Annotated in this window: 14 protein-coding genes; 6 read left to right on the top strand and 8 right to left on the bottom strand. The window is 58.4% G+C overall.

Annotated features, from left to right (window positions below; translation table 11 throughout):
* Positions 1 to 177 precede the first annotated feature (177 nt).
* Entirely contained in the window at positions 178 to 1446 is a 1269-nt protein-coding gene (locus tag ACT4N8_RS06290; RefSeq protein ID WP_444857283.1) for a hypothetical protein, read from the bottom strand.
* Positions 1447 to 1814: 368 nt separating this feature from the next.
* Positions 1815 to 2594 carry a hypothetical protein gene (locus ACT4N8_RS06295; RefSeq protein WP_444857284.1) on the bottom strand — a complete coding sequence of 260 codons (780 nt, stop codon included), beginning with the start codon at positions 2592 to 2594 and terminating at the stop codon, positions 1815 to 1817.
* 83 nt (positions 2595 to 2677) lie between these two features.
* Between ACT4N8_RS06295 and ACT4N8_RS06300 the strand changes: the two genes are divergently transcribed.
* From ACT4N8_RS06300 to ACT4N8_RS06315, 4 genes are all read left to right on the top strand, one after another.
* A complete protein-coding gene (locus ACT4N8_RS06300) occupies positions 2678 to 4168 on the top strand; it encodes an ATP-binding protein (RefSeq protein WP_444857285.1) in 1491 nt (496 codons plus the stop codon).
* Positions 4165 to 5178: a PD-(D/E)XK motif protein gene (locus tag ACT4N8_RS06305; protein WP_444857286.1), complete on the top strand. Its 1014-nt coding sequence runs from the start codon at positions 4165 to 4167 to the stop codon at positions 5176 to 5178. Before ACT4N8_RS06300 ends, ACT4N8_RS06305 begins: the two co-directional genes overlap by 4 nt.
* Positions 5171 to 8029, top strand: a complete 2859-nt coding sequence (locus ACT4N8_RS06310; RefSeq protein WP_444857287.1) for a Z1 domain-containing protein — start codon at positions 5171 to 5173, stop codon at positions 8027 to 8029. Before ACT4N8_RS06305 ends, ACT4N8_RS06310 begins: the two co-directional genes overlap by 8 nt.
* A gap of 259 nt (positions 8030 to 8288) precedes the next feature.
* Positions 8289 to 9368, top strand: coding sequence for a DNA cytosine methyltransferase (locus ACT4N8_RS06315; RefSeq protein WP_444857288.1), 1080 nt, complete (start codon positions 8289 to 8291; stop codon positions 9366 to 9368).
* On the opposite strand, the gene ACT4N8_RS06320 is transcribed toward ACT4N8_RS06315, so the two are convergent.
* The 5 genes from ACT4N8_RS06320 to ACT4N8_RS06340 form a co-directional block, all read right to left on the bottom strand.
* Positions 9365 to 10315 (bottom strand): HNH endonuclease, encoded by a 951-nt coding sequence (locus tag ACT4N8_RS06320; RefSeq protein ID WP_444857289.1) that lies wholly within the window; start codon positions 10313 to 10315, stop codon positions 9365 to 9367. The genes ACT4N8_RS06315 and ACT4N8_RS06320 overlap by 4 nt on opposite strands.
* A complete protein-coding gene (locus tag ACT4N8_RS06325) occupies positions 10312 to 10725 on the bottom strand; it encodes a very short patch repair endonuclease (protein WP_444857290.1) in 414 nt (137 codons plus the stop codon). The genes ACT4N8_RS06320 and ACT4N8_RS06325 overlap by 4 nt, the downstream gene beginning before the upstream one ends.
* Before the next feature lie 211 nt (positions 10726 to 10936).
* Entirely contained in the window at positions 10937 to 12307 is a 1371-nt protein-coding gene (locus ACT4N8_RS06330; protein WP_444857291.1) for a hypothetical protein, read from the bottom strand.
* Complete coding sequence (locus ACT4N8_RS06335) at positions 12304 to 12855, bottom strand: hypothetical protein (RefSeq protein ID WP_444857292.1); 552 nt, start codon at positions 12853 to 12855, stop codon at positions 12304 to 12306. Before ACT4N8_RS06335 ends, ACT4N8_RS06330 begins: the two co-directional genes overlap by 4 nt.
* Positions 12856 to 15081 (bottom strand): sensor histidine kinase, encoded by a 2226-nt coding sequence (locus tag ACT4N8_RS06340; RefSeq protein ID WP_444857293.1) that lies wholly within the window; start codon positions 15079 to 15081, stop codon positions 12856 to 12858. It abuts the gene before it with no gap.
* Between the two features lie 164 nt (positions 15082 to 15245).
* Between ACT4N8_RS06340 and ACT4N8_RS06345 the strand changes: the two genes are divergently transcribed.
* The gene (locus ACT4N8_RS06345; RefSeq protein ID WP_444857294.1) at positions 15246 to 15878 is read left to right on the top strand and encodes a Pycsar system effector family protein; all 633 of its coding nucleotides are present in this window, start codon (positions 15246 to 15248) and stop codon (positions 15876 to 15878) included.
* Positions 15879 to 16001: 123 nt separating this feature from the next.
* Here ACT4N8_RS06345 and ACT4N8_RS06350 read toward each other — a convergent pair whose 3' ends face one another.
* Positions 16002 to 16271, bottom strand: a complete 270-nt coding sequence (locus ACT4N8_RS06350; RefSeq protein ID WP_444857295.1) for a helix-turn-helix transcriptional regulator — start codon at positions 16269 to 16271, stop codon at positions 16002 to 16004.
* Positions 16272 to 16688: 417 nt separating this feature from the next.
* Between ACT4N8_RS06350 and ACT4N8_RS06355 the strand changes: the two genes are divergently transcribed.
* On the top strand, positions 16689 to 17537 hold an 849-nt coding region (locus ACT4N8_RS06355), incomplete at its 3' end, for a ComEC/Rec2 family competence protein (protein ID WP_444857296.1).

Raw genomic sequence — 17537 nt, forward strand, 5'->3', positions numbered from 1 at the left:
GCCGGTTAGCGGCGCGAGTCACACAGCACCAATGCTTGGTTTGACGAGACAGTCGAGCGAAATATCCCTGCGTTACTCAAAGGAAGGTCTTCCAGCCGCTTGGGGGTAGCAATTGACAGGGTGGTACGCGGCCGGTGGCGCCGGAGACGGACTCAAGGGCGGAATTAGGCAGTCCGGCTAGACCGTCGTCACGGAGCGCACCGATGACAAAAGGCGTCTGAACTCGCCGTCAGGCATCGACGATTTCCATTGGTTTGCGAAGCGGCAAACGATCTGAAGGTTATCTTCGACATAGTGTCCTGAGCTGTCGATCCGGTCGAGTGAAGCGAGCATCGCGTCGTCCTCGTGATCGCCTCGCCACTGCAGCGGAAGCCCTGTGAGGCTGCACAGACCCGACTGCGCATCCGCCAACTTCGCGATTATGCGTTCGAGCTCCTGTCGGTGATGATGCATCTGCTTCTCTTTGTGGATGAAGCGAGACTCCTTTCCGGACTGTGCTGTCGCACGCGAGGCATTCTCGGCCATCTCGAAAATTGAGCGCACCCTCGCGCCGGCAAAGCGGACGGCGCCGGGCTTTTGAGATCCGCCCGGACGCTCTTCTTCCATCCGGACCATCATCCAAAGGAATGAGTGAGCGTCGATATGACGCGCGCCGCCCAGGCCGGGCTTTACAGCTAGCCTTAAGCGGACCGCCTCGATCGCGGCGTTATACTCAGCATAATTCTGCCACGAGCAGCGTCCGGTTGTGACGATGGGCATTCCCAATCGCCGAAATGCCTCATCGAACGTGCGGGGCGCAATCGGTGCGAACCGCTCCATATCAAGGAGGAAAAAAATATACGCAGCTAGAGGGTACCCATCACCTGCCAAGGCCCTGAACCTTTCGAACAGAGTCTCAGGAGGTTCATCCTCTTTGAACGCCGACCAGAACCAACGTTCGAACTCTGCCCGACGCCGCGGGTCGGCACGAGCTGCTCTAAGAGCCGAATGGCTCGCACTGCCGGGGCCGTAGCGCTCTTCCCAGGATACAAGATTGTTGCGAGTCTGCTCATTGCCGCTGATTTCAATTGCGCCAAGCGCTTGCACCAGGATTTCACCGGTCCCGATCTGACTTTCTCGCCAAGCTTTAGGGTCGAGCCTATCAAGTGCGAGCGAGCGAAGTTTCGGCTTGTACCCCTCCCAACCGCGAGCTGCACCATCGGTAAAGCTGGTGAACCTGCTGTCGCCGAAACGTGGGTAAACGACCTCGCTGAAATGCCGAAAGGACTTCTCGAAATTCGGAACGTCCATGTCGGTCTCCCGCCGACCGGCGCGAGCTGACTCGATAGGGTCACCAGCCGGCGCGTTCGACGCGGCGACGCCGGCGATTGCGGCTTGCAGAGAAGGATGAAGCTTCGCGATCGCCGGATTACTCGTAGCGCCGAACCCGGCGGTGACGATTTCCACAAAATCTTCGTCGTCGAGTGGGCGAACCGATCGACCCCGTAGGAACACGCCCACGTTTGATCGCTCAAGCTGTCGCAGTGGTTTTTCGGCATAGCGACCGTTCGAAGTCCAGGGGACCGGCACCTCGAATGAGTAGAAATCAGCTAAGCGTGCATATGAAAGTGACTGGGTCTCCGGGTCCGGCTCTATGGTCGACACTCTAGCCACCGCAAAATAGGCTAGATTCCCCTGGTCAGCCCGTGGGCGCCGGAGCACAACCCAGTCTCCTAAGGACGCTGCTACAATTGCCGCATAGCGCCGGGGAAACTGATACCGATCGGAAACCTCGTCATCGTAGGCCGACTTGGGTTTCGTATCGAAGACGGCCTTCATGCCGTTGGCCGATTTCGGCCCGATGCGGACCCCGAGCGCGAATAGACAAATATCCCCGGCGGAAGCTCAAGATGACCGAACGCTCTAGAGCGGATCTCCATGCCTTCATCCCTGAGTTGTCGAACCAGCCCGGGCCATTGCTTCTTGTTACCCGCTACAAAACGAAGTTCTTCGGCGGTGATCCTCCGGTCCGGAGATAGTCCAAGGTAGCTAGCCAGCGCGTCCTTCGGGGCTTCCCCTTTTTCTTTGATCGCTGCCGCTGAGCTCCATCGCCGAACGGCATCCGCGTCTCGGCAATCTTCGATCAGTAGGTACTCTTCAGGCGCCATGTCGCTCAGGTGCAAAGCAGCGATCGCCGCTCGCGACGGGTTTTCAGCGCGCATGTCCCTGACGGCCATGCCCGATATGATCGGCCAGCCGTGATCAGTGCGCAATTCACGGATTCGGCGGGGATAATCGCCGATCCCTGCGACGATCATCAACTCCTCGGTGTGAACGATCCGGCCAACTTGGTGGCGTAGGTAGGCCAGTAGCCTCGCCAGCCCGGAATCGCCGTCATCCGGGGCCAAGGAGGCTCCGATCCCCGCTCCGAGCTCCCGAAGGCATAAGTTGACCTCAACGAGACCGCCGACCTGCTCGCCGACCGTTCCGCTTTCCAGGCGCTCCGGCAACCGCTCCAGCAGATCAATGAGTTTCCGCCGAGCGGCTTCCGGGTTTCCAATTTTTGAGCGGCGAGCCAACAAATTCCCCAGAATAGACAAATCCCGAAATTGCACCGAGGAAGTTCGGTTGCGGCGGTGAGAACAGCGATATAGTCCTCTTCGAGAGCGGCAAGTCAATGCTGCGCCTCGGAGGATGCATGGAGAGCCTGACTGTCGTCGATCGCGTGCGCCTGCCCCCACAGGGTTCCGGTACGGTCCGAGCCTTGTCGCGCATCGGTTATGAGCTGGAAGAGGCGCTCGCAGACATCATCGATAATTCGATCGACGCGGCAGCAAGCGATGTCGAGATCACGCTGCTGCGCGACGACGATACGATCACGGGCGTCACAATTGCTGATAACGGCCGGGGAATGGACGCTGAGACTCTCAAGCTCGGAATGCAGTTTGCCGGTCGTGTCGAGCATAGCGACAATGAACTCGGCACCTACGGCCTAGGCATGAAATCTGCCTCGTTCAGTCAGTGCAGCACGATGTCCGTCATTACCCGACAAGGCGGGCGCACTCTGGGGAGCCAGTGGGTATTCGAAACCATCGGCAGCGACTGGCAATGCAATATTCTTGATCCGAAAGCCGCGACGAAAGCTTTTGACGCCTTATGCTTGAAGGGTCGAAAGCCGAAGACGGGGACACTGGTTATCTGGAACAGGCTCGAGCGGTTAACGGTGGGGCCCGGACCCGATGCATTGGACGAATATCTCAGTACGGCGATGCCGCGCCTCGAAGCCCATTTGGGTCTGACCTTTCATAGGTTTCTCCAGAGCGGAGCGCTTTCGTTGACAATCGTAGTTCGCCACGAGCGGCGCCCGCTGGCCCTGCCGAGACCTGTCCGGGCTCATAATCCTTTCGCCTATCCTCACTCGGGAGACCCGGCTTGGCCGAAGAAGCTGAGGACCCGTTTGCCGGGAGTCGGCGAAATCGAGCTGACGGCGCACATTTGGCCGCCCGGTTCCGTCCTTGACAACTTCCTTCTCGGCAGTCGCAAAGGGGTGGAATTCCAGGGTTTCTACTTCTACCGCAACGATCGATTGATTCAGACGGGCGGATGGAACGGCGTGGTCAAGTCCAGGGCCGATCCGTCCCTTTCTCTAGCTCGTGTGGCCGCGGAGTTGCCGCCGGGCGGAACCCATATGAATGTGCAGAAGTCAAAGCTGCAGGTTTCCGCAGGGCAGGCCCAAGCATTGATCGATGCGACCGACGGCCAGGTCGATCTGCTCGACTATCTGGATGCCGCGCGCGCCCTTTATCGCGCGGACCGTCGCGGCGAGCGACACGCCGAGACGGAAATCTTCGTGCCGGGTCAGGGTTTCCCTTGGCGCGCCAGAGCCGCCGCGACAAAACGACTAGGCAAAGCCAAACAGGTCGAAGAGATCGCGTTTGCGTGGGAAAGGCTGCCCGTCGGGACGGTGTTTCATCTCGACCTCACCGAGACCAGGATCGTTCTCAATAAGCGCTATCGCACGGAAATCCTGGACGGGCAGACGGCGTCGGGTGCCGATGCGCCGTTGGTGAAAATGCTACTTTTCCTTCTGTTTCGGGACGATTTCTCGCTGCAACGGTCGTCTCGAAAGCGACAGGAGCGGGTGGAGCTCGGCAACGCACTTCTCTTCGACATCGTGAAGACCCGATGACCGACTCCCCCGGCCTTCTTCCGGACTGGGAGGCATTCGAGCGAGATTATGTATCGAGCGGCATTCCTCACATCATTGTGGTTCGCACCGAGCCGCAGGCGGCACTTTATCTCGATCCAAGCGCCGGGCGTCTCGGCGTTCGGTTCAGGAGAACTTCGGAACCGCGTTGGGCCGGCGCAGACCCATTGATTGAAGTGCGGATCGCTGAGGTGGCGATCGACGGGGCCCGACACTTGGAAGTTTGGACCGACGCGCGAGGACTCTACCGCAACTTCTACGGCTTGGCCGTAGAGGTACTCAGTGCCGTGGCCGAGGACGGAGAAGACCCCGTTTCAGCTCTCTCGTCTGCTGTGGCGCGTTGGGATGCCTTGCTGGCACGGCCCAGCCTCCTGACCGACGAGGCACAGGCGGGATTGTTCGGCGAGCTTTGGTTGTTGGATCGGCTGACCGAGTCAAAGGGTAGCGACGGACTCTACGCATGGGTCGGGCCCGGCGGTCATGCGCACGACTTCCGGCTCGGAACAGCCGAAATCGAAGTGAAGACGACCTCGGGGCAGGCGCGAGTCCATATGATCAACGGGGCTTCCCAGTTGCAACCGAGCCCTGACAGCACCCTTTTCCTTTTGTCGCTGAAACTGACCGATGCCGGTTCCGGCGGCCTGAGCCTTCCCGAAGCTGTCTCGGCCTTGTCCGCGCGCTTTGCCTCGGATCCCGGCGCCCCGGCAATCTTTCGCGGGCATCTCGACAAACTGGGTTACCGTGATGCGGACGCTGCTCACTATCCGCGCAGGCGTAAACTTCGCGACGAGGCCGTCTTAATAGAGATAACCGACGGTGTCCCGCGGCTCACGCCGGAAGCGCTCGGCGAAGTCGATACGCGGTTTGCGCCGGAGCGCGTCGGTCTGCTCAGCTATCAAATTGATGTTACCGGCCTCGGCGTTCCGGACGGGACACCAGAGTTCGAGGCCGTGATCCCACAACCCTCATCGAAGGTCGCCGACGATGTTTGACGTTATCGAATCCACCCTGGCGACTATGGCCCGAGGCCCGCAGCGATTCGCCCGGGCCTTGGAGTTTGCCGTTGAGGGGCTCGGCTCGCAGGTGACCCAGGATCAGCTGTTGAAGCACCTCAAAGAGGTCGGTCCCGGCGACGACGGACTCGGTCTGCTGCGTCGAAAGCTGGCCAAGTGGGACAACGAAGATGCGGAATGGGCGAGCGAGACCGAAAAGAACTCTGACGATCGGCGGCTCCGCATCTACGAGCTCATGGAGTTGGACGAGCCCTGGCAAAAGCTGTGTGACGAGCGGCTCCCCGTCCAGAAACTCGATCGCCCTACCGTAATCGCGACCGAGCATGCCGTCTGGTACACTCCCGAGATCCGACGCGGACGCGACTATTATTGGTCCTGCTACCGAGATCAGCTCGCCAAGAACGGTTGGGCTGAAGACAGTCTGATCCAGCTCGACGACAGCACGAACAGCATCGTCGAGCGACTGGCCGATCCCACGGATGAAAAGGCATGGCAGTCGAAAGGCTTGGTTATCGGCTACGTGCAAAGCGGGAAGACCGCGAACTTCACCGGCGTCGTCGCCAAAGCGGCCGATGCCGGCTATCGCTTGATTATCGTCCTCGGCGGAATGCTGGATGTGCTTCGATCACAAACGCAGCGGCGCCTGGACAAAGAGCTGGTCGGCAAGGAGCTCCTGCAACGGGAATATATCAACGATCCGGATTGGGACGACTTCCTCTCGCACGGAGCAAAGCCGAGCGAGAAAGGTGCATTCGACTTTTCTCGGCTTACCGGGCCGGAGGCGGACTACAAAAGTCTCATCTATGCGCTGGAAGCTCTGAAGTTCGAGCCGCATGTCAGCTCCGAACCCTTCTTTCATTCCGACAATCTCTACCGTGCGCCGGCACGCATCGCCGTGCTCAAAAAGAACAGTAAGATAATCCAAAGGCTCCTTACCGATCTCAGCAAAGTGGCGAGAGGCAAGATCGGTGCACCTCTCGATCAGGTTCCGACGCTGATCATCGACGACGAATCCGACCAGGCCAGTATAAACACAAAAAGTCCATCCGGAGGCGGCATCGTACGGGATAGAACACAAACAAATGAAGCTATCATCAGTTTATTGAGGATGCTTCCTAGATCTCAGTATATCGGGTATACCGCTACGCCTTTTGCTAATGTGTTTGTTGACCCGTCAAGTGAAGATGACATTTTCCCAAAGGACTTCCTAATTTCGTTGCCGAGGCCGGTTGGTTATATGGGAGTTTCCGACTTCTATGATCTGAATGCCGGTCCGGACGACCCTAAGCCCAACAAGGCGGATTTTGTCCGTGGTGTCCGCGACAAAGACGAGAAACCCGAAAACCTTCAACGTGCAGTCGACAGTTACGTACTGTCGGGCGCGATAAAGCGATGGCGAGCAGCTAGAAATTCGAAGCTGAAATTTCGTAATCATACGATGCTCATTCACTTATCGGAAAAGCAGTCCGACCATAAGGCGATGGCGAAGCTTGTGCGTGCTACCTATGCGGCGGCCGGGTATGACGCCGGAAAGGGCCTGGATCGGCTTGTCAAACTGTTCCAGGACGACTTCCGCCCCGTTTACGAGCGTCGCGGCGGCGATCTGGAGTTTCCCGAAAGCTTTGAAGAGCTGGCGATCCATCTGGGAGAATGCCTAACCGAAATCGGCGAGGCCGCGGAGGCGGTCTTGATCGTGAACAACGAGCACAAAGAGCAGACCCCGGACTTCGACCAGCAGTCAGTATGGAAGATACTCGTCGGCGGCACCAAGCTGTCCCGGGGGTATACGGTCGAAGGCTTGACCACGAGCTACTATCGGCGCCGCACCGGCGCAGGCGACACGCTCATGCAAATGGGTCGCTGGTTCGGCTTTCGTCGAGGTTACAACGATCTGGTCCGTTTGTTTATCGGGACGAATGAGCCGGTGGGCAGGAGTGGCAGAACGATTGATCTCTACGAGGCCTTCGGCGGCGTTTGCCGAGACGAAGAAGCGTTCCGGAAAGAGCTCGAACGCTACGCCTCGATGGAGGAGAGAGTCCTTCCGGTAAACGTGCCTCCGTTGGTTCCTCAGCACATGCTGAGGCCTACAGCCGCGAACAAAATGCGAAATGCGGTTCTGGAATTTCGGAACTTCGGAGGGCAGTTGTCTGAGTCGACATATGCACCGACCGACGAGGCATTCATCCGCGCCAACAACGCTGCGCTGTCGGAGCTGCTCGCAGAAAAGACGATCACGGAGCGAGAGCTCGTGGGCGTTGTCCGCGGTGCGAAACGTGCACAGGCGGCGTTGACCGCCGGATTCTCCACAGCCGAGCTGATAAAATTCCTTCGGGCCTATAAGTGGTACGATCCCGGATCGAAAGAAAGCTGGCGTGGGAACCCCCTGCACCTCCAGATCGAGTTCCTGGAAAAGAAGGGCGGCGACCATGAGATCGAGGACTGGATCTTACTTGCTCCTCGCATCGGCAAACCGCGGACGACTACGATCATCCACGAAGCATCTTTCGACGTCGTTCATCGCTCTCGGCACACTGAGCAGCCTTGGCGTTTCCACACATACAACGACCCGGCCCATCGCCAATATGCCGAGCACATCAGCAACCAGGCCGATGTGAAGGGAGCCAATGCGGAGCTGAATGCTTTACGCAAACCGCATCGTGGGGTCCTAATCTACTATCCGGTCACAGAGCAGAAGACGGGGCCGGCAAAGGAGCCGTTCACGGTTGCGTGCACCTTGCTCTTCCCTCCGAACAATATCAGGTCCCAATTGGGATTCACCGTCCGTCGGCCGGACAAGCCTGGTGACGCAGTCGTTTCGACAGGCGACTGACGAGCGGGGTATCTCCTGGGAGCGATGGGCTCCGGCCGCAATGACCCCTTCACTTTCGACATGCCCCGGCGGCGGCGCCTGGGCTCTGGTCGAGCGGAGGTCGGCAGCATCACGCGTTACAAGGACTCGCGCGCCGTCCAAAGCCTCAGTCGGTAATCCACAGCTAAGTGGAACATAGTGAGAAAATTGACTACCGATTGCGCGGCAATCGAGCTAACACCGCACCAACCGACGCGTCGCCGCCGATAAGTGGGGTCTCATGAGTCTGAAGCTGATCGACCTATTTGCAGGCGCCGGCGGAATGACACTCGGCTTTGTGGATTCCCGCTTCGCGGGCGGTTTTCGCAGCGTGTGGGGGGTGGATCTCGACCCTGCGGCAGTCCGCACCTTCAACGAGAATTTCGGCGAACATGCCGTTTGTGCCGACATCGAGACTTGGCTCGCCGAGGAGCGCGATATTCCTGCCGCCGATGTCGTCATCGGCGGACCGCCCTGCCAAGGTTTCAGCCTCCTCAATAAGGGTCGCAAAGGCGACCGGCGGCGCGAGCTGTGGCAGCCGTTCATGGACGTGGTCGAGCGCAGCGGCGCGAACGCGTTTGTGATCGAAAACGTCGCGCAGCTCTATAATTCGCCCGAGCATCAGGGCATCGAAGCACGCGCCGATGACATGGGCTTCGATCTCGTCGGCGACGTTCTGTTGGCTGCCGATTACGGCGCTCCCCAGACCCGACGACGCACGGTGCTTATCGGCTGGAAGCGTACATTGGGACGGGCACCTGCATTTCCGCCCCTGCCCACGCATGCCGCGCTGGGCGATCGGTCCAACCTTCCGCCTTGGCTGACCGTCAGGGATGCAATCGGCGATCTCCCGGCACCCCGCGGCACTGAGTTTCGCGATGAACCGGCGCCCCTCGACCTTCATTTCGGGAGGTCGCCGACTGAGCTCAGTAAGGCGCGTTATCGTGCCGTCCCGCTCGGGGGTAATCGCTTCGATCTTCAACGCAATGCGCCTGAGCTGACCCCCGCCTGCTGGATCAAGAAGACATCCGGGGGAACGGATCTGTTCGGTAGACTCTGGTGGAATCGGCCGTCGGTCACGATCCGGACCGAGTTCTTCAAGCCGGAAAAGGGGCGATATCTTCACCCTGAAGAGCACCGTCCGATTACACACCGCGAAGCCGCGCGGCTCATGGGCTTCCCCGACGATTTTAGGTTCCTGGGCTCGAAGGTCGAGGTCGCAAGGCAGATCGGAAATGCCGTGCCGCCGCCTTTGGCGGCATGCATCGCCGAGACAGTGAAGGATTTGCTGGTCGGTGACCGCGTTCGGAAGGCAGCTTAGATATCGGTGATTTCCAGCCGACCGCTGCGATGGACTTCGTCGTGGTGCAGGTTGCACAGCGTCACCAGGTTTACCGCCTCGTTCGACCCGCCGTGCGCATGCTGGATGAGGTGATGGACTTCCAGGAACCTCGGGTCGCGATGATTTTCCGACGGTGACCAGCCGCATCCGTTCCATCGGCACCGCCAGTCGTCGCGCTGCATCACTTCGCGCCGCACGATCTCGGGGATGTGCCGGTCATGGGCGGGCGCCTGTTCATCGCGGGCCAAGACGTAGACGCCCATCGGCAAATCCGGATCGCCCGTGAATTTGGTGACGATCGGCCATCCTTCTTCCGTCCGAAGCTCTCGCGTGCGCCGCGCCCATTCGCTGGTGTCGCCGGAGACGTAGCGCAGCTCTTCTGAGGTGATGCGCTGACCCACGTTCTCGCGGAAGAAGCGCAGCAGCTTCGCCTGCACGCCGGCGCGGCTACGTCGGATTTGATTGGCGGCCGCCCAGCGACGCGCAGCGTCGAGGTCCCGTCGGTCCTCCTGAAGGAGATATTGGTCCGGCCGCATTTCCGGAGGCAGTTCCTGAAGAGGCAACTCGTCGCTCATGGAGGAGCGCAAATCTCTCCCGGTCATCCCGGAGAGAATGGGCCAACCCTCCTGGACACGCAGCTCGCGAATGCGGCGGGCATATTCACTAATCCCCGCGACCGCCATCAACTCGTCGCCGTCCACGACGGACCCGGCGTTGACACGCAGATATTCCAGAATGCGCGCCTTGGCTGAGAGCGCTTCTCCTCCCGGGAGGAGGCGTGCGCCCAGCTTCCGCAGCAAAGTACTGGCCTTCACCAATTTGCGCGCTTGAGTACGCAGGTCGGCCTCGGGCGCTCCGGTTCCGGGCTCGATCAAGCGGGCGAGCTTCGACTTGATGTCGTCGGCACTCTCGTCGGGCCCGCTCATGCCGCGCCCCTCGTCACCTCGGCCACCCGCCGGAGGATCGCGCCGGGATCGCGCAGCTCGCATTGCCAAATCGTCACCGATTGATAACCCCGCTCGGCCAACGCCGTTATCGCGCGGGCGTCACGCTGCTTGTTCCAACCGATTTTCTCCGCCCAGAATTGAGCTCGGGTTTCCGGCAGCTTTGAACGCCGGCACCCTTCATGTCCGTGCCAGAAGCAGCCGTGGACGAAGATTGCCGTCTTGAAACGCGGCAGCACGATGTCCGGTTTGCCGGGGAGATCCTTGCGGTGCAGGCGAAAGCGATACCCGCGACGGTGGAGCAGCCGGCGGACCGCAAGTTCCGGCACGGTGTTCCGCCCGCGTATGCGGCGCATATTTTCGGATCGCGCTTCGGAAGAAATCGTGTCCACGGCTGCAGCATATCTTTCGCGATCGTCCGCGTCACGACCTGGGCCTCACGCAGATCCCGGATGCGACGCCGGGAGGCTCGAACCGCATATTACATAAGGTTCGCAGCACTGAACGGACATCGGGAAATTTCACATTACGGCGCGACCTTGCTCGGCCCGGGCACGAAATTGACCAGCTTCTGCAACTCTTGCCTGTGATCCCTGCTGTCCGCTACACAATCTTTCGACGGCTGCGGAGCACGACGTTAGGCGGATCCGCGACCTGGATCACGTAACCATAAAGCTGGGCACGATCGTTGAATTCCTTACCGACATATGGATGTCGCTCAAAGCGCGAGACCTCTTCCGCAGGCAAACACCTCGCAAGATTCTGGAACTCGTAGTTGGATACGAAGATCGCGCCGATATCAGCCTCGGCAGTCAGCCTCGAGGCCATGATGGCGCTCTCGCCATAAGCACTGACTATGTTATCCTCGCAAATCCAAACTGCCTTGCCCGAATGGAGACCGACCGACGCGCCTAGCCCGCCAACACCCATGTTCAGCAGCTCTTGGAATTGATGACAAATGCGATGCACGGCCCTGATCAACTCTTGGGCTGCAGCAAAAGCGCGAAGCGAGGCAGGCTTGATAGCCGCATCGAGCGGCAAACCGAAGTCACAGAAATGCGCAACGATACCGTCACCCGTTTCATTGTCAAAAAAGCCGCCTTGGGCGAAAACAGCCTCCTTCGCAACGCCGACTACCTCTTTAATAAACGCGGAAAACAGCCCAACATTTTCGTCGCGAAGCTGCTCAAGAGCAATCGTTGATTTACGCAGATCAAACACAAGAGACGTCGTATCGATTGGAGCATAGCGAACCCTCCCACGCTCGGCACCCCCTTTTAACGATCTTTGCCAAGGCCACAAAAACCAACCGTCCGGTTCACTTTCGTAGGGATTGAAGCATTTGGGCTCTAGCAGCACCTTCGCAACCAACGCCGGCTTATGGTGGACATGACTAAATAGAAACGCCATCGGAACACTATTCCAAACCGGTGATTTAAGCCTGAAGTAGTCTGTATTAAGGGCAATGTGTTCTAATATTGAGCGCGTAGAAAATGTGTCTGTCGCCCCACTAACCGAATATAACGCGACCGAAATCATATCCCCGTCCGGCAGCCAATAGAGGTGCTTTCCGTCGAGATAGTCCGAATCTCGACCAAATATCGCCGAGACTTGTGCGTCAAATCCATTCGAGACGTGTTGCAGGCTTGGCATCGATGTAGACCCGACTGACCCGAGCATCATTGCGAATCGTATCAAAGTGAAGAACTCGTCCCTAGCCTCCGCGTTCGCATAGCTCAGTCCCCCAAAGTGCGGGCTCCAGAAATAGACAAGGGCAGGGACATCTCCTCGGACGTAGAAACTCGCGATAAAGGCAACCTCGATCCCCGGAAAGGTCACGTCTCCTAGGGGATCCCGCTTGCTGCTCAGCCTGACGAGGCGAGCGGCGCCGTCTTTGCAGGGGGCCACCTCGTACCACTCCTCGAGTGAGCAGTTTTCCGTGCTGTTGCCGAGCCTAGAGAATAACCGATTCATGTCTGCGATCCACCACCTAGGCTCCTCACCACGAGCCCGCCCAACATTAGATTGAGCTCAGTTACACAGATCTTACTGATCAGATTAACGGAGGGGAATTTTGAAAGTACCTCGTCGAGATCGCTTCCCTGACAGGCCGTGTAAATCGTAATCTCCTCCAGACGGCCACCATTTTCGAGCGCCGACTGAATGCTCTCTTCGGCGGTCGATTCCAAGGCCTGCCGGTCCACGGAAACCCTAAGGACATCGATGATAAAGTGGGAGCCGTCGAGTATGTGCGCTTCTAGCTCTTCCGGAATTCTAGCAGCAGCCGAGAAAATATACCGGATGCTCGCAGTGAGTTCGTCCGGACCGACGATATCGTATACTATCCACTCGGCGTTATCGGCCCCACCCGTATGCGAAACAACAAGCGATACGACCGGATATTCACTTCCATCGGTTCGGTCCAAAAGATGCTGTTGAACGTATTGCCGCAGGCGTACCGGGAGGTACTTCATCTGGTGGAATTCGTCCTCGATATGGACGATGCAAACGTTGCGCTGCATTCACGAGTCCTCGTCATTAGAGTCTTGGAAGTGCGGCGTGGCCTTACTGAGGCCAGTGAGATATGGCATTTCGAAATGGAACGTATTGCTTGCCCCGCCAAATGTCATATTATTGTTTGTCGATTGAAGCTCCAAGGATGCTGTTTCAGAATGCGCACGTAAGATTCGGTGGGTGACCGGCAATCCCAGGCCGGTGCCAGGGCGCAGATTGAGATGGTCGCGCTGTTTCCCGCGGGCACCGATCTGAAGGAGGCGACGGAATTGTTTTTCTGGGATAGGGTCGCCACGGTTTGTAATCCGTACTTCGTACGTCTTTGATTTATATATGACATCGCAGCTAACGGTCCCATGATTGAGGGAGTACTTGATCGCGTTATCCAAAAGATTCATCAGCGCGATGCGCATGAGGACCTCGTCGCCCGTGGCGACTGCCCGCGCATCGCCGTGTAGCTTCGTTGTAACCTTGACGGATTTGCGCCGTGCCTCGATCGACAGGGCGCGCAGACAGTCCTGAAGGATCTGGGAAACGTTGATTGGCTTGCGGCTGATTGCTTTTCGATCAATTTCTTTCGTTAGGAACCGACCGTTTTCTAAGATCAAGTTAGCTTGCTGGAGCGACCAATTGGCCCAGTCTATCCCCTCGGGGAATTCCGGATCCTCTCTGAGGCGAGCCCAGTGCTCTCTGTGTCGGGTTCCCATGTTCCAATCAGCCTTGATGGTCGCCATCCAGTTTATTGCTGCGGCGAAATGGTGAAAAACTGCATGCCGGGTTTCGGTCAGCACGTTCGAGCGCGCCGCGCGGAAGTCCTCGTTTTTTATCCGAGTAAACAGTTCCGTGAAAATGTTTATAAGGGAATGCAAAGTTGCTTGGGCCACATATGGACCGTTAAACGAGACAACGTATACTCTAGAGTCAGCGAACTCGCGTGGCATGTGAGCTTCTACGTAGTAATGATTGTTGTTGGAGTCCATTCCCATCGCCAGAGTTTCGTAGTCCGGCAGGATATCCCCGTGATAAAATCTGTCTAGATACTTGGCCCTCAGTCTATTTAGATAGGCGCTGCTTATCCTATCTGATTTATCTGCGGACTCTACCTTAATCTCAATTTCATTCTCGAGCCTTCCAATAGAAAGGACGTAGACATTTTTTATCAGTGACGACAGGTCGCGGATTGAGCTAAAGATGTCGGAGGCCGATCCTTCAATACTCAACGCTTTACCGTGCAATATCGCGAAGACGTGTTCGTTACTCTCGTCGGCGAGCTTGAGCTGGGTGAAGTTTTGTAGGTTGTTATATATCGCGGCGGCTACCCTCTCATCCGTCTCGCTGAAGCGGCCTTGGAGATAGCCAGCACTTCGCTTCTGTTGGAATGAAATTCCGATCGCCTGTGACCTCACATCTCTCAATGAGCGGGCAAGGGTGTCAGCACGTCCAAATGGTAGATTGACGATCCGGTAGGACCGCTGGCTGAGCGTCACTTCGAGCGTGGCCCCGTCAGCGGGACGCCGCGTTAGAACGAGGTCCGGGTCTTCACCTTTGCTAGCAGTGCCTAGGGACTGGCCCTCTGGAGGTGCGGCTGGCATGGGATCCCCTCGGCCTTCGCGCAGCCAGTGCTGCGCCCATTCAGCATCCTTGTTGTTGTTGCGGTAAAGGAAGCCGGCGGCGCCGATCTCGTTCGCGAACGCTTTTGATGCCTTGAGAAGGGTGTCATCTAGACTGCCATTGGTAGCAGAGACGTCGTTCTGGGCGCGAAGAACCGTGCTGATAAAGCGTTCAAAGCGACCGATCGAGATCTCGGTCGCGATTCTGTCCAGTTCGGTCTCCGGAAGCCGGGAGACGTTTGCGCCTGCAGTTACAAGGACGCCGATCCTCTTCGCGCCGCCGGGCTCGCATTCGTAGTCGAAAGGCGCGCAGTCGGCATTAAGCACGTCATAGGAAAACTGTGCGCCTGGCAGCAGTGCCTCGAGGCCAAGCTCGCCAATCAATTCCGACGCGTGCCTCTTGAGAAGCGTATCGGTTACTTGCGTTCGTGCGCCGTTAGCGATGCACCGAACTTTGTCCTGTAGCTCGTTCAACACGGACCCATTGCGAGCATAGGCGTGCGCGCACAATAGGCACAGATCGTCATCCTTCGAATCGGCAAGGAGAAGCAGGCTCAGGTCGTAACCGAAGCGATCGGCGACATCTCGCAAGAGTGATTCACGTCGCTGCGTGACGCCTGCCATTCGCTTGCCTTCAACTTTGATAAGTCCTCGAAACAGTCGTAGCGTAGGCAGCGACCCCCGGCAAATCAGGCGCAACCCTACCTCGGTGCTCTTCGTCGTGGAACATGACGAGGAACTAGAAATCCGGTCCCCTCTTGCGCTACACGCGCTCGCGGGGGACTGCGTTGAATACCGAGCAGAAACAAAATGCACCTGCCACATCGCCACCGGGTATACCACCCGAGGCGGCAACCACAGGTGCGACGTTGGACGCCTCGGCAGGTTGCGACCCTCTCGCTGCGCCGATGCAATTGGACATGCCAGGCAAGATCGAGTTTGCTAAGGCTCACTCGGAGTATATAAATGGATATATTGTGCTCGCTGACACGAAGGCGGCCTGGGTATTCGCTATTCCGGCGGCGGCGATTGCCTATTTAGCGAGCCAGCAAGGCGTCTGGACGCTCGTCACTTCGCCGGGCAATTGGCTTGAGAAGCTGTTGATTGCCGCCGCCTTTGCGCTTCTTTTAGTTTGCGCGTCGGCTGCCTTCGCGGTCATCGTTCCACGTCTTGGTAAATCGACAGAAGGGGTGGTCTTTTTTGCTGCGGTTGCAAACATGGCTTCCGCTGACGAATTCCTGGCGGCCTTGGCTCCGCTCGATGAGAGCTCGTTACTCGATGCTCGGCTCCGGCATAATTTCGAAATTGCAAGCGTGTGCGCGCGGAAATACCGAATGCTCCGAAGAGCGATGTGGTGTGGATTAGCTGGGTTGGCTGCAATGCTCGTGTCGGTCGCGTTTCTAAGGATTGGACCATTCTGACAGGGTGCCCGAGCAGGCGCGAGCGCGTGCGTGTTTCTATCTTGGTGCCGTCACCGCGGGCGAATCGAACTAACCGGTGGGCGAGTCAATCCAGCCGCTGCCGCGGTATTCCCATCCGCCATTTTACATAAGGTTCATTCGCGGACCGGGCCTGCGCCCGGATGGGCTGTGGACCCGGTGCTGCAAGTCCCTTCTGCCGTGCTCGATGAAGGCGTCGTGGTTCTGGACCGATGCCTGCTCGTAATCCTCTATATCGCTCAACCGGTAAACGACCCGCCCGCCAATCTTGAGATACCTCGGTCCCGTCCCGACATAGCGCCAGCGCTCGAGTGTGCGCGGACTGATGCGCCATCTCCGCGCTAGATCCATCTGATGCAGATGCGAAACAGTCATGGTTGATTCTCCTCAACAAGGTGGCGTCAAGCCGCGCCATCCTGAACCGCTCTCGTTCCGGACGAAGTCAAGTCGAGTCGGGCGCACGCTCAAATTGACTCGAAGGTTGTTCGCGACGCGGTTGTCGGACAAGCGCGGCGCAGATAAAGACGGTTGCGACTCTTAGCCAGAATTCCTTGCCGCCGAAGACAGGTTTCCGGATCATCGTGATGGGGCTCATAACATAGTATTGTCGTCGTAACGACTCGAGGGGAAGGGGGAGTTATGTTTCGACCGATAGCGCGTTCGCTGGCAATTCTGACTTTATTGCTTGGGACGGCTGCTCAGACACAGCCTGGTCAGGACCTGCGGGTCGTGAGCCGATCCACCCTAGGTGACAGGGCCCCGCCGGGCGTTAGCTTGGCGGGCGGACGGTGGATGGCCGCCCATTTCATCGATGTGGGTCAAGGGCAGGCAATTTTGTTTGAGTTCAGCTGCGGGCTCGTGCTGGTCGACACCGGTGGCCAGGAAGAGGGGGCCCGCAACAACCCCCAGCGCCTGGTCGAATATCTAAACAGGGTTTTCGCGCGCCGGCCAGGGCTGCGTCGAACGATCGATCTTGTGCTGTTGACGCATCCACATCTTGATCACACGCTCGGCGTTTCGGCGCTTGTGAATCCTGCAAATCGCTTCCGGATTCGAAATGTGGTGACCAACGCCCAGAACAACGGGTCAGGTATCGCCGGGCAGCGCACGTTATGGGCCTATGCGACCGCTAACAACATTACGCCCGGGAAGGTCAGCGTGGACGACATCTCGGCTGCTGAGGGTCTCCGCAACGACAGCATCGACCCTGTCGCTTGTCCACAGGTGGATCCGGACATTCGGGTCTTATGGGGGTCGGTAACCGGTACCCAGGCTTGGCGCTCCAATGGCAACAATCACAGCGTCGTCGTGAGAGTTGCCTTCGGCGGCAGCAGCTTCCTCGTGACCGGGGATCTCACTAGTGATGCCCTCCCAAGCATGCTGACTCGATATGGCGCCAGGTCTCCTCTTCTGAATGTCGATGTCTACGCGCCCGGCCATCACGGCGCTCGCGATGGCACCACCCGCAATCTAGTCCGCGCAATGTCTCCGCAGCTGGCCGTCATCTCGGCCGGCAATCCCGGTAACCCGGCAGAGGTGGACGTGGAGGGGACAGCCTGGGATTATGGCCATCCGAACTGGGCATCCATTACGCTCCTGCTTGACAGGACCCGCGGCGGGGTGACGTTCACGCGGCCAGCG

Source organism: Sphingosinicella sp., from assembly GCF_052387495.1.
GTDB lineage: Bacteria > Pseudomonadota > Alphaproteobacteria > Sphingomonadales > Sphingomonadaceae > Allosphingosinicella.